The organism is Pseudoduganella umbonata (assembly GCF_014192225.1).
In the GTDB taxonomy this organism is placed as follows: Bacteria; Pseudomonadota; Gammaproteobacteria; order Burkholderiales; family Burkholderiaceae_D; genus Rugamonas; species Rugamonas umbonata.
In genome coordinates this window covers 740,256-753,284 of record NZ_JACHXS010000001.1, presented here as the reverse complement: position 1 = coordinate 753,284, position 13,029 = coordinate 740,256, and the positions used below count along the sequence as shown (strand labels likewise).

Annotated in this window: 9 protein-coding genes; all 9 read left to right on the top strand. The window is 68.7% G+C overall.

All coding sequences use genetic code 11. The features are described 5' to 3' along the window. The first annotated feature begins 6 nt into the window (after nt 1-6). Nucleotides 7-1,254: a phage late control D family protein gene (locus tag FHS02_RS03095; protein ID WP_137312751.1), complete on the top strand. Its 1,248-nt coding sequence runs from the start codon at nt 7-9 to the stop codon at nt 1,252-1,254. After that, the gene (locus FHS02_RS03090; protein ID WP_137312750.1) at nt 1,251-1,754 is read left to right on the top strand and encodes a phage baseplate assembly protein V; all 504 of its coding nucleotides are present in this window, start codon (nt 1,251-1,253) and stop codon (nt 1,752-1,754) included. Before FHS02_RS03095 ends, FHS02_RS03090 begins: the two co-directional genes overlap by 4 nt. 12 nt (nt 1,755-1,766) lie before the next feature. After that, complete coding sequence (locus FHS02_RS03085) at nt 1,767-2,465, top strand: hypothetical protein (RefSeq protein WP_137312749.1); 699 nt, start codon at nt 1,767-1,769, stop codon at nt 2,463-2,465. Between the two features lie 90 nt (nt 2,466-2,555). After that, nucleotides 2,556-2,957, top strand: coding sequence for a GPW/gp25 family protein (locus FHS02_RS03080; protein WP_137312748.1), 402 nt, complete (start codon nt 2,556-2,558; stop codon nt 2,955-2,957). A gap of 44 nt (nt 2,958-3,001) precedes the next feature. Further along, nucleotides 3,002-4,996, top strand: a complete 1,995-nt coding sequence (locus FHS02_RS03075) for a putative baseplate assembly protein (RefSeq protein ID WP_137312747.1) — start codon at nt 3,002-3,004, stop codon at nt 4,994-4,996. After that, a complete protein-coding gene (locus FHS02_RS03070) occupies nt 4,993-7,224 on the top strand; it encodes a phage tail protein (RefSeq protein ID WP_137312746.1) in 2,232 nt (743 codons plus the stop codon). The genes FHS02_RS03075 and FHS02_RS03070 overlap by 4 nt, the downstream gene beginning before the upstream one ends. Before the next feature lie 27 nt (nt 7,225-7,251). Next, a complete protein-coding gene (locus tag FHS02_RS03065; protein WP_137312745.1) occupies nt 7,252-8,835 on the top strand; it encodes a DUF4402 domain-containing protein in 1,584 nt (527 codons plus the stop codon). A 24-nt stretch (nt 8,836-8,859) separates the two neighbouring features. Next, entirely contained in the window at nt 8,860-10,650 is a 1,791-nt protein-coding gene (locus tag FHS02_RS03060) for a hypothetical protein (protein WP_137312744.1), read from the top strand. A gap of 19 nt (nt 10,651-10,669) precedes the next feature. Further along, nucleotides 10,670-13,021 (top strand): tail fiber domain-containing protein, encoded by a 2,352-nt coding sequence (locus FHS02_RS03055; RefSeq protein WP_137312743.1) that lies wholly within the window; start codon nt 10,670-10,672, stop codon nt 13,019-13,021. Nucleotides 13,022-13,029: the final 8 nt, after the last annotated feature.

The following is a 13,029-nucleotide window of genomic DNA, read 5'->3' as shown; positions in this document are numbered from 1 at the left end:
GCCATCATGGAAGAACTGACGCTATCGGACGAAGCGGCACTGCAGGGCGGTTTCTACGTGCCCCAGTTCGAGCTGCGCATCGATGGCGTGTCGGCGCCGAACAGCGTGGTGCGCGATATCACGCAGGTCACGTACAAGGACAGCATCAAGGAAATCGACAGTTTCGAGATCACCGTCAGCAACTGGGATGCCAGCACGAAGCGGCCCAAATACATCGGTTTCGAACCGGTGGCCGGCGATCCCGGCGCCGGCGGCGACGCGGAACGGGCCACGCTGTTCGAACCGTGCGGAAAAAAAGTATCGCTGCGCATGGGCTATGCGGGCGACCTGCGCCTGATGCTGCTCGGCACGTTCACCACGCTGGAGCCGAACTTTCCCGCCAGCGCGCCGCCCACGCTCAGCGTGCGCGGCCTGAACGTGCTGCACCAGCTGCGCCGCAAGCAATACAGCACCACGTGGAACGACAAGCGCGACAGCGAGATCGCCGCCAACCTGGCCACGCTGCGCGACAACACGCTGCCCACGGCCGACAAGCGCCGCATCCCGCTGCCGCTGGTGATCGACACCAACGCGCTGCAGACGGAAGACCCGCTGCCGGTGGTGCATGAGGATGCCCAGTACGACATCGACTTCCTGCTGACGCGCGCCCGGCGGCGCGCCTATGTCGTGTATATCCGCGAAGGCGACCCGAATGCCCGTAATCCGCGGGAACGGGAGCGCCACCTGTACTTCGGTCCGTCCAACGGGCGCGGGCCGGGCGTGCGCGACGTGATGTACCGGCTGAAATGGGGCCTGTCGCTGATCGACTTCAAGCCCACGCTGACGACGGCGAACCAGGTCAAATCGGTGACCGTGAACGGCTGGGACCGTACCCGGCAGCGCGCCATTTCCGTCAAGGTTTCGCTGGGCGAGCGGGGCGCCACCGTCAATGCCGACCTGCACAACCTGATCAGCGCCTGCGACGCCCGCGAGGAAATCGTCATCGACCGGCCGGTCCACTCGGAGCGCGAAGCGCGCGAGCTGGCCCGCTCGATCCTGTCCGACCAGCTGAAGGAAATCGTGAAGGCCAGCGCCACGTGCGTCGGCCTGCCCGACCTGCGCGCCGGGCGCCGCGTGATCATCGAGGGCCTGGGCCCGCGCTTTTCCGGCACCTATTTCATTACCGACTCCACGCATACGATCGGCGACAGCGGCTACATCACCAAGTTCAATGCGCGCCGCGAGCAGGAAGGCGCGTTGGCGGGACTGCGATGAGCGAGGACACCTATCCGGGCGTGGTGATCGGCACCGTCAGGGAAATCGACGGGGCGCTGGGCCGCATCAAGGTCGATTTCATGTGGATGAATCCGCCGCAGCGCTCGGACTGGGCATCGATCGCCGCGCCGATGGCGGGCGGCGGACGGGGCGCGTACACGATGCCGGAGGAAGGCGACGAAGCGCTGGTGGCCTTCCTGTTCGGCAAGCTGGCGCATCCCTACATCGTGGGCTTCCTGTGGAACGGCCAGCACAAGCCGCCATCGACGGACCCGCAGCTGCGCATCATCCACAGCAAGAACGGCCACAAGATCAGCCTGTACGACCCGGAACCGGCGGCCGGCGACAAGGGCTACCTGCGGCTCGAGGATGCCCACGGCAACCAGGTCGAGCTGCGCAACGGCATGGTCACGATCCTGAGCAGGGGCCTGCTGCGGTTGCAGGCGCCGTCCGTCCAGATCAACAGCCGCGTGGTGGCGCCCGTCGGGCCGCCGATCTGAGGAGCATGCACGATGACCGCGAACATCCCCTGCATTGCGCTGGACGAGATCCGGATTCCGGCGATTCCGCTGCCGACCGGCGGCGAGCTGAAAGGCGTCGCCGACTTCGCCGCCGGCATACCGACCAACTGCAAGATCGACATGAGCCTGCTGATCCAGCTGGGCCCGCTCCTGGGCGCGATGGGCTGCATCCTGAAGATCCTCGAAGTCCTCGGCAACATCATCGATTTCGCGAAGGCGGCGCCGGACCCGTTCAAGATGGCCGAGAAAGTGGGCGCGCTGGTGAAATCGTTCGAGGAGCTGTCCGGCTGCATCCCGGCGCTGGCGCCCTTCAATTTCGTGCTGATGATCAAGGCCATCCTCGAACTGATCATCAACATCCTGTCCTGCCTGGTCGACAGCCTGGCCAGCATCGTCGAATTCCAGGTCTCGATCGATTTTGCGTCGGCCGAAGGCAATCCGGCGCTGCTGGCGGCGCTCGAATGCGCGCAGCGCAATGCCGACACGTCGATGAGCAACCTGATGAACTCGATGGGCCCGATCGAGACCGTGATGAAGGTGGTCGGCGGCGTGGCGGCGCTGGCGCAGCTGGACATCGCGCTGCCCGACCTGAGCGCGCTGGGCCAGGCCGCGGACGCGGTCCAGGCCGTGCAGCAGTTGAAACAGTCGGTCGATGCGCTGAAAGCCGTCGTCGACGCATTGCCAGGCTGATTCATGCCCGGCTGAAGCAGGAACGAAGCAAAACAACAGGAGCAGGACAACAGGAGCAGGACAACAGGAGCAGGACAACAGGAGCAGAAAATGGCCACCCAACGCGACTTCCTCGGTATCGGCTGGAAATTCCCGCTGCAGGTCAACGCGGCCGGCCGCATCGCCCAGGCCCGCCACGAACAGCGCATCGAGGAAGGCATCTACCTGGTGCTGGCGACGGCGAAGGGCGAGCGGCCCATGCTGCCGGAGTTCGGCTGCGGCATCCACGACCTGGTGTTCGAGCCGAACAATCCACGCACCGTGGCGCGGGCGGTGCAGGCGGTGCGCGAAGGCCTGACGCGCTACGAACCGCGCATCGACGTGCTGGATGTGTCGGCCAGCGCCGCGCCGGAGCGGGAAAACCTGCTGCTGATCCGCGTCAGCTACCGGATCCGCGCCAACAACGCGATCGGCAATCTCGTCTACCCGTTCTATATCCGCGAAGCCGGTTAGAAGTTGGACGTTGAAACGGACATTGCACGCCATCGGAGACCGCCATGCCGCTGAGAGACCACCTGCCGCAGATCGACGACCGCCGCTACGACGATATCGTCACCGAGATCCGCACCCGGATCGCGCGCTATGCGCCCGAGTGGCGCCCCGGCGAAGCGGCGTGGACCGACGTCAACGAGAACGACCCGGGCGTTACGCTGGCCCAGGTTTTCGCGTGGCAGGCGGACATGTTGCTGTACCGGCTGAACCGCGTGCCCGAGCTTTCCTACATCAAGTTCCTGGAACTGATCGGCATCGAGCTGACGCCGGCGCAGCCGGCCCAGGCGGAAGTGACGTTTCCGGTCGCGGCCACGCATACCGCCGCCATCGTGCGCGTGCCGGCCCGCTCGCAGCTGACCGCCGATCCGCAGGACGGCGCCGCGCCGGTCGTGTTCGAGACGGTGCGCGGGCTGGTCGCGTTCCGTGCCGCGCTGAAGAGCGTGATGGTGTTCGACGGCAGCCAGTATGTGCCGCGCTTCGCCGACAACCAGGCCGCCGACCGCGGCTTCGAGCCGTTCGGCCCGCGGCCTGACCGCGAATCGGCGCTGCTGCTGGGCTTCGACGACAGCGCCGCGCTGCCGGCGGAAATCCTCGACCTGGCCGTCGTCGTGATGCCGGGCACGCAGGCGGCAGCCCGCCAGTACGTGCCGTGCGGCGGCAATCCGCTGGCTTTCGCGCCAGCCACCGTGGTGTGGGAATACCAGACGCCGAGCGGCTGGACCCGGCTGAACGTACTGAAGGACGATACGCTGGCATTCAGCCGCAGCGGCCACGTCAGCGTGCGGCTGCCCGCCACCGGCATCGTCGCCAAGACCAAGCTGCAACCGGCCGATCCGCTGCCGTTCTACTGGCTGCGGGCGCGGCTGCTCGCCAGCCAGTACGAGCGGGCGCCGCGGCTGCTGGCCGTGCGCACCAACACGGTGGCCGTCGAGGCGGCGGAAACCTTGACCGACGAGGTACTGGGTGGCTCGGACGGCAGCCGCAACCAGGTTTTCCAGCTGTCCGGCAAGCCGGTGGTGCAAGGCACCCTGCAGCTCGACATCGAGGAAAGCGACCGTGGTTTCGAGCGCTGGACCGAGGTCGGCGATTTCTTCGGGTCCGGTCCGGCCGACCGCCACTATGTGCTGAACCGCTCGACCGGAGAAATCTTTACCGGCGACGGTGTCAACGGCGCGATTCCCGTCGCCTATGTCAACAACCCGAACGGCAACGTGATCGCGCGGCTGTACCGGGTCGGCGGCGGCAAGCGGGGCAACGTGGCGGCTGGCGCCATCAGCACGATGGCCTACCGCGTCGAAGGCATCGATGAAAACGGCGTCGGCAACCTGCAGGCGGCGTTCGCGGGCAGCGAGGAAGAAACGCTCGACGAAGCGCGCAAGCGCGCGCCGCGCTCGCTGAAGAGCCGCGAGCGGGCCGTCACGGCGGAGGATTTCGAAACGCTGGCCCAGGCGGCCGGCAACGTGCGCCGGGCCAAGGCGCTGCCTTTGTTCCACCCGGACTTCCCGGGCGAGCGCATTCCCGGCGTGGTCTCCGTCGTGGTGGTGCCCGATGCGGACGGACCGCGGCCGATGCCCAGCGAAGGCACGCTCAAAAGCGTGTGCGCTTACCTGGACGAGCGCCGGCTGCTCACTACGGAGCTGTATGTCGTGAAACCCGGCTACCAGGAAATCGCCGTGCGCGGCGAAGTGGTGGCAACCAACGATGCCGACCTGGCCGAGGTGGCCGATGCCATCGATGCACAGCTGACCGTGTATTTCCACCCACTGCGCGGCGGCGAGGACGGCCAGGGCTGGCCGTTCGGTGGCCGTATCCATTACTCGCGCGTCTACCAGCGCGTGTTCGGCGTACCCGGCGTGGCCAGCATCGCGCGCCTGGTCGTGGTACTGGACGGTATCGAGCAGCCAGAATGCACCGACGTGCCCATCGCCGCGCACGGGCTGCTGTATTCCGGGCAGCACCAGGTGAGCGTCAACTACGGCTTCGATGGAGACGCGCCATGAACGCGCCGCTGTTTCCCCGCATGCCGCACATTCCGGGGCCGCCGTTCGAACCCACGTCGCTGCTGCTGGATGCCCGCACGGGCTGGCGCGTGCATCCGTCCGCGTGGCACGACGTCGAAGCCGCGCTGGACTGCACCTTGCAGCTGGCCGAATCCGCGGCCAGCATGCGCGTCTTCACCGAGCCGTCCGGCAGCTTCGGCGGGCTGGTGGCACCCAGCCATGTCGCGCAATCGGGCGACGGCACGGTGTATCTGCTCGACCGCGACCATCACGCGTTGAAACGCTTCGACCCGTGCCGCTGCCTGTTCGCCAGCGTTGCGTGCATCGGCGGCGAAGGCGGCGGCGCCCGCGAATGGCGCGCACCCGGCGGCCTCGCCATCGGCTGCGGCAGGCTGTACGTGTGCGATGGCGGCGTCGCGGCCCATCCGACGGCGAACCGGCGCGTCAGCGTGTTCTCGCTGGAAGGCCTGGCCCTGTATGGGCACCTGGTGCCGCGCGGCGTCGCAGGCTGGCGTCCGGCTGCCGTGGCGCTCGATGCGCGGGGCTACGCGTTCGTGACCGACGCGCTGAACGGCATGGTGCACGTGTTCTCGCCGGCGCTGCGCTTCGTGCGGTCGCTGGCCGGTTTTTCGAATCCGGGAGCGATCGCCATCGATGCCTGCGGCTTGCTGTTCGTGCTGCACGACGGGCCGGCCGGCAAGGCACTGCGCATTGTCGATGCCGAAGGAGGCGACCAGCCGGTACCGGGCCGCGTCGATGCCGTGGCCAGGCGTTTCGCGCCATTGCCGTTCAGTGTCGATGCCGCGGGCAGGCTTCACCTGCATGCGCTGTGCGCCGGTGCCGGCGGCTCTTCGCTGGTCTTCGACGAACACGGCGAGCCCGTGCTGCCCGAACCGCCGGCCGCCGCGGTGCAATTCACCGCGGCGGGCGACGTGACCATCGGGCCGCTGGACAGCAAGATCCATGCGTGCGTCTGGCACCGTGTCATCCTGCGCGCCGCGCTGCCGGAAGCGGCCCGCGTCACCGTCGAGTCGTTTACGGCCGACGAGATCATCCCGCCCGACCAGCTGGACGACTTCGCACGCTGGGAGACGGGACAGATCGCGAGCCAACCCGCCGCGCAGCCTGCCGGCGCCGGCGACGACTGGGATTGCCTGCTGCGCAGCGCCGGGGGCCGCTACCTGTGGCTGCGGCTGACCCTTGCCGGCGGCGGCACCGCAACGCCCGCGATTGCCGCCATCGAGATCGAATTCCCCCGCATCGGCCCGCGCCAGTACCTGCCGGCCGTGTTCGGCGCGGAAGCGGGCAGCGCCGACTTTACCGACCGTTATCTGGCCCTGTTCGATACGACGTGGCGCGGCCTGGAACGGCGCATCGACACCTTGCCCGGCCTGTTCGATCCGCTGTCCGCACCCGCCGAGCGCGTCGACGGCGCGCCGGTGGACAGCCTGACGTGGCTTGCCTCGTGGATCGGCCTGCGCTTCGACCGCAGCTGGGATGAAGACAAGCGCCGGCGACTGCTGAAGGAGGCCGGCGGTGCCCTGGACCGGCGCGGCACTTTGCAGGGTTTGCGCGATGCGCTGGTCCTGATGCTCGGCCTGGACCGCGGGACCGCCTGTGCGTGTCCCGGCGAGCCGGTAGTGCGCTGCGGCTGCCGGCCCATGAATTGTGCGCCGCCCGCTGCCCCGGCTTTCACCTGGCGCGTGCCGCCGCTGGTGCTGGAGCATTTCCGCGTGCGCCGCTGGCTGTACCTGGGCCAGGGCCGGCTGGGCGAGCGCTCGATGCTGTGGGGCCAGCGCATCGTCAACCGCAGCCAGCTGGACATGAACGCGCAGGCCGATGTCACGCGGCTGATTGCCCGTCCCGCGCCGCTGCACGACCCGTTTTCCAGCCATGCCCACCAGTTCACCGTGTTCGTTCCCGCCTGCGTGCGCGACGACGATGCGGGCCGCAAGGCGCTGGACAACCTGCTGGCCGCGGAGAGCCCGGCGCACACGCGCTGGCATGTCGAGTACGTGGAGCCGCGCTTCCGGATCGGCGTGCAGTCCACGCTGGGCTTCGATGCCGTGATCGCCGCGCCGCCGCCCGCGCATGCGCTGGGCAGCCAGCCGCTGGGCGGTGCCGTGGTGGGCGAGTCCGCCCGGGTTCCCGTCCACGACCGGGCCGGCGGGCGCAAGTGGCAAACGGGGATCCGCGGCCGCCTCGGCGCGACCAGCCGGATTAACTAGCAAAGCATCACCACGGGGAGCAGCATCATGTCGCATGATAATGAACTGGCACCGGAGACATGCCCGTCCTGCGAATTCGGGCCATTTGCCCGCAATGCCTACTGGATGGGCAAGCTGATGCTGCCGCGCGATTTCATCGACGAGCAGCGCTATTTCATGGACAAGCTGCGCCACCACCACGTGCACCTGCATGGCTGGGGCGTGGTGTGTGGCCTCACGGTGGTGCCGCATGACACGACGGCGTGCCGCCACCGCTTCGTCTGCGTGGAACCGGGCGTCGCCATCGATTGCTGCGGCCATGACTTGATCCTGCCGGAGCGGGAATGCATCGACCTGCTGGCGGTGCCGGCCATCAAGGCACTGGTCGACGCCGGCAATACCGAACCGCACGTGCTGCAGGTCTGCATCCGCTACCGCGAGTGCCCGACCGAGCAGGTCCCGGTGCTGTATGACGATTGCGGATGCGATTCCGACCGCTGCGCGCCGAACCGCATCCTCGAATCCTACGAACTGGGCGTGCTGGTCGATCCGGCACCGCCCGCCGAACCGCCGCCGGCCATCCCGTGCGGCGATATCTGGGCCGACCGCGCGGCATTCTGCGAGTTGTGCGACACAGCCGACTGCGTGGTACTTGCGACGATCACTGGCTACGTCGCCGGGCAGCCGGTCGAGGAAACGCAGATCGACAACACGGCGCGCAAGCTGCTGCCCAGTAACCAGACGATCAAGGAAGTCATCGACTGCCTGCTGCTCAATGGCGGTGGCGGCGGCGGGGGCGGCGGCCCGGGACTGGACGCCGTCGAGCTGACGATGGTCGACTGCGGGCAGGCCGGCTCCGCCGCCATCGAGGTCGACGGCGCCGGCACCCGCACGCTGGTGCTGGAAATCCCGAACGGCTGCCCGCCGGGGATCGCCAGCGCGACGGTGACGATGGTCGATTGCGCCACGCCGGCGTCGGCCGTCATCGATACCGACGGCGCCGGCAACCGCGTCCTCGAACTGACCATTCCCAGCGGCTGCGGCCAGGATGTGCCGTCCGGCCTGGACGACATCACGCTGACGATGGTCGACTGCGACCAGCCGGCCCGCGCGGAGATCGTCACGGATGGCGCCGGCAACCGCGTGATCGAGCTGGAGATCCCGACCTGCTGCGAAAAACTCAGCCACCTGTGCGGCATCAGCTGGAAGCACAACGCCTTCATCTCCCGCGACGAGCTGGAACGGGGCCTGTACATCGCTTTCGACAACAAGGTGCAGGCCGACGACCTGCGCAATGCCGTGGTGGTGCTCGCCAGGGACCGGGAAACCGGCTGCTGGTGCGAGATCGACACCGAGCAGCTGCCGGGCGATTTCAGCGAACCGTGCGTGGTGGATCCGGACAAGTTCGAGCCGTCCGGCGACCCCTTCGTCACCGCCGTGTGGCTGCGGCCGGCGCCCAACCAGGTGACGCCGCAGCTGCGCGTACTGGTCAAGGGCGACTTCCTGCGCGATGCGGAAGGCAAGGGCGTGGACGCGAATCACCTGCCGCCATGGTTCGGCGGCGCGCCGGATTACCGCACGGGCGACGGTGTCGAAGGCGGCACCTTCGAAAGCTGGTTCATGCTGGATTGAGAGAGCGACATTCGAGAGAACGCCATGGCAACCTACCCCTATTCCCCGTCGTCGATGCGGGCCGCCGACTATCCCGGCTGCGGCGACCAGCGGCCGTGCGAGCCGGCACCCGAGTGCCCGGCCTGTGGCGGCCTGCAGACCTTGTGCCGGCCACGTTTCTTTGCCGGCCAGCTGCTCACCGAGGATGACCTGAACCGGCTGGACCGCTACATGACGGACAAGAACCGGCTGCACAACCGCCATCTGCACGGCTGGGGTGTGGCCTGCGGGCTGGAAGTGGTATGCGCGCCATGCCAGGGCGAAGGCGACGGCGGCAAGGTGCTGGTCCGGCCCGGCTATGCGCTGTCGCCTTGCGGGAACGACATCGTCGTCCCCGCGGCGAAGACGGTCGACGTGTGCGAGCTGATCGACCGCTGCCGTCCGCAGCGCGACCCGTGCTTCACGCCGGGCGCCGACGATGGCTGCAGGGATGCCGAGGAAACGTGGATCCTGGCAATCTGCTACCACGAACAGACGGCGCGCGAGGTCGCGGCGCTGCGCGCCAGCCGTTGCAATGAAGGCAAGCAGCCGGCTGGCCAGTGCGGCTGCAATGGCCAGTGTGGCGGCGACTGCGGGTGCGGCGGCGCGCAGGCTACGGCGGGGAAATCCGGCAAGGCGAGCAAATACCAGCCGCAGACCGGGGCCACGACGGGTACCAATACGTCGCGCGCGGCGCAGTGCGAACCGACCGTGGTGTGCGAGGGCTACTGCTTCCGCGCCTACAAGGTGCCGCCCCGCACGGCACGCGCCCAGCCCGAGATGGCGGCACTGGTGAAACGCTTCGTCTGCTGCGTGATGCCGTTCATCGAAGACCTGGGCGGCCTGCCGGCCGCCGATTCGACGCCGGCCCAGCTGCAGCAGTGGCTCGCCAACCTGAAGGAGGCGCTGCGGCAGTTCCTGATGCGGGAATCGCTGTACGACTGCGAGGTGGCACGCCGGCTCGGCGCGATCGGGCTGCCGGCACCGAACGACCCCAATTACACTGCGGCATGGACGGCCAGCACCATCGCCATCCTCGCCATCGTGCTGCTGGTGCTGCAGAAATGCCTGTGCGCGGCGCTGCTGCCGCCATGCCCGGCGCCGGCACCGGACGATTGCGTGCCGATCGCCACCATTACCGTCGGGCGCAGTCCCTGCCGGGTGATCAAGGTGTGCAACCAGGCGGGCCGGCGGTTCCTGCTCACCTGGCCGAACGTGCATTACTGGCTGTCCTGGATCCCGTTCTTCGGCCCGGCCACCGGTGCCGCCCAGCCGGTGTCGCTGCGCGACCTGCTGATACGGCTGTGCTGCTCGTCGCTGGGCGAGCGCTTCACCGGGCGCGCGCAGGGCAGCCTGGCCGCCTATTTCAGTGCCGGGCCGCAGCCGGTGCCGATGCGCGCCGCCGGCGGTACGGCACAACGGCAACAGCAGCAGGAAGGCCGGACCGTGTTCGCCAGCCTGCTGGCCAGCGCGCTGGCCGACCATCCGGACGGTGCCGACCTCGGCACGCTGCTGCTGGCGGCGATCGGCGCGCCCGATGCCAAGGGCGAACCGCTGATGTCGGAGCTGGAAATGGACCATCCGGGCGAGTTCGAACTGATGAACGAACTGCTGGTGCCGCTGATGCGCATGACGGTGCCCGGCATGGGCGGCACGCACGATGCCATGCCCGGAGGCCGCAATTCGGGAAGCGATGCGGGCGGACTGCAATCATTGCGCGAGGAGCTGGCGGCGCTGGGCCGGCAGGTCAAGCAACAGCAGGCGACGATCGACCAGCTCAGCAAGCGGCTGGAATAGCGGCGCAGGGAGAACAGGCATGAACCAGAACGACCGCCCGCGATTCTTCGAGGGCCAATACCTGGGCGCCGCGGACCTTGCCGCCTGCGTCGACTATACCCGCGTGCGCACCGCGCGGCACGACCTGGGCGCCCACCTGTGGGGCATCGCGTCCGGCCTGGAACTGGTCGAACAGCCGCTCGCTTCGGGCGCCGTGCAGGTGTCGATCGCACCGGGCCAGGCATGGGATGGCTACGGCCGGCCGCTGGTCGTGATGGCGCCCGAACCGCTGCCGGCCGACCTGTTCCGCAACTACGTCACCGATACCGCGCCGGAAGGCGATATCGTCAAGATCTGGCTGGCGTATGCGGAAGACGGCAGCCGCGATCCGCTGCCGGGTTTCGAAGTATGCCAGGGCGACCAGCAGGCGCGCGTGGCGGAAGTCTTCACCGTCGAAGCGGGCGAACTGCCGACGGTGCACAACGTGGTGATCGCGGCGCGCACGCTGGATGCCAAGGCGGCCCGCAAGGCGTTCAACGCCGCCGCGCCGGACCTGTACGACGAATCGGTGCCGCACCAGGAATTGCCGGACGGCGGTGCGCTGCCCCGCTGGCCGATCCTGCTCGGCTACGTGCGCTGGTTCAAACAGGGCGCGGCGCCCGGGTTCCTGAAGCCGCGCGTCGCCACCGGGCCGGTCCCCGATACCGACCGGATCCGCGCGATGCGGCGCTACATCGGCGTGGTGGCCGAGGAAATGCTGGGCGCCGACGGCCGGCTGCGCCTGCGCGACCGCAACAAGGCGCCATCGTCGAACTACCAGGCGCCGGGCCTGGCCGGCGGCACGGACCTGCTGTGGATCGAGGGCCATGCCCGCGTCGAGGGCGATGCGCGCCTGCTGGGTGGCCAGCTCGAATGGCGCCAGTCCGGCGGCAGCTTTGCCGACGTGCCGATGTTCGCGCGGCGCGTGGAAAGCAATCCGCAGGGCGGCAAGAGCCTGGAAGTGGCGTTCGCGCCGACGCTGCCGGCGCCGTCGGGCCAGCACCGGCTGGCGTTCGGCATCGTGCCCAAGGCTGGCGATGCCTGGGGGGCGCTCGAGGCAAGGATGGTCGTGCAGGATGACGGCAATGTCGGTATCGGCACCGTCACGCCGCGCGCCCGCCTGGAGGTGAAAGGCCGCGCCGACACGTGGGGCACGGCCGTGTTCGTGCCGGATCCGGCCAAGGGTACGCTGACGTCCCACATCCACTGGGATACCACCGGCGACTGGTACCTGCGCTCCGCCGCCCCGGCCGGCAAGGTGATCCTGCAGGATACCGGCGGCAATGTCGGCGTCGGCACCAATGCGCCGAACCGCGCCGTCACCGTGCAGGGCGCGGCCGGCACCTACCTGAACGTCAAGGGCGACGGCGGCAGCGAGGAACTGCTGATCGGCGCCGACGGCAGCGGCGGCATCGTCTCGACGATGACCAACCACAACCTGCAATTGCGCGCCGGCGGCAACAGCACGAAGATGCTGATCCAGGCGGACGGCAACGTCGGCATCGGTACGACTACGCCGCACGCCCGGCTCGAAGTGCTGGGCCGGCCCGAGCAGCCGGGCACGGCATTCTTCGTGCCCGATCCGGCCAAGGGCGCCAATATCTCGCACGTGCACTGGGACCCGACCGGTGACTGGTATATCCGCTCCGCGTCGGGAAGCGGCAGGGTGATCCTGCAGGATACCGGCGGCAATGTCGGCATCGGCACGTCGAACCCGGCGCAGAAGCTGCATGTGGCCGGGCAGTTCCTGCGCGTGGACGGCGTCAGCGCCGCCCAGGCCGAAGTGGGCAGCGAGGGCCACAACAGCATCGTGTTCGGCACGCGCAACGCAGGCATCTCGCTGGCCGATTTCCGCAATCTCACCGTGCCGTTCGACGCCGGCAATGCCGCCGCCTGGCTGACCCTGTGGTGCCGTTCGGTCACCGAGGTCTCGGACGCGCGCGCCAAGACGAATGTCGAACCGCTGTCCGGTGCGCTGGCCAAGGTGGTGCGGCTGCGCGGCGTGTCGTACGAATGGCAGGGCGACGTGGAACCGGCACGCCACGTGGGGCTGATCGCACAGGAAGTGCAGCAGGTGGTACCGGAAGCGGTGTCGATCGGCGAACGCGGCGCCGGCATTTCGTACTCTTCGCTGATTCCCGTGCTGATCGAGGCTCTCAAGGAGCTGAAGGGAGAAGTCGATACGCTGCGGCCCCTGGCCGACCAGGTCGCCCAGCTGGAGGCGGAGGTAGCGCTGCTGCGCGCGGCACCGGCGGCACGGCCGGAAGAGGCTTCGCCGGCGCCCCCGGCGGCCGCTGCACCGGCACCGGCGCCGGCAGCCAAGGCCGCGCGCAAGTCCACCGGCAAGCCTTGAGGGGCGGC

What these genes read in the sequence shown, in the direction of transcription:
- FHS02_RS03095 (WP_137312751.1), top strand. Translation starts at nt 7, where the DNA reads ATGGAAGAACTGACGCTATCGGACGAAGCGGCACTGCAGGGCGGTTTC.
- FHS02_RS03090 (WP_137312750.1), top strand. Translation starts at nt 1,251, where the DNA reads ATGAGCGAGGACACCTATCCGGGCGTGGTGATCGGCACCGTCAGGGAA.
- FHS02_RS03085 (WP_137312749.1), top strand. Translation starts at nt 1,767, where the DNA reads ATGACCGCGAACATCCCCTGCATTGCGCTGGACGAGATCCGGATTCCG.
- FHS02_RS03080 (WP_137312748.1), top strand. Translation starts at nt 2,556, where the DNA reads ATGGCCACCCAACGCGACTTCCTCGGTATCGGCTGGAAATTCCCGCTG.
- FHS02_RS03075 (WP_137312747.1), top strand. Translation starts at nt 3,002, where the DNA reads ATGCCGCTGAGAGACCACCTGCCGCAGATCGACGACCGCCGCTACGAC.
- FHS02_RS03070 (WP_137312746.1), top strand. Translation starts at nt 4,993, where the DNA reads ATGAACGCGCCGCTGTTTCCCCGCATGCCGCACATTCCGGGGCCGCCG.
- FHS02_RS03065 (WP_137312745.1), top strand. Translation starts at nt 7,252, where the DNA reads ATGTCGCATGATAATGAACTGGCACCGGAGACATGCCCGTCCTGCGAA.
- FHS02_RS03060 (WP_137312744.1), top strand. Translation starts at nt 8,860, where the DNA reads ATGGCAACCTACCCCTATTCCCCGTCGTCGATGCGGGCCGCCGACTAT.
- FHS02_RS03055 (WP_137312743.1), top strand. Translation starts at nt 10,670, where the DNA reads ATGAACCAGAACGACCGCCCGCGATTCTTCGAGGGCCAATACCTGGGC.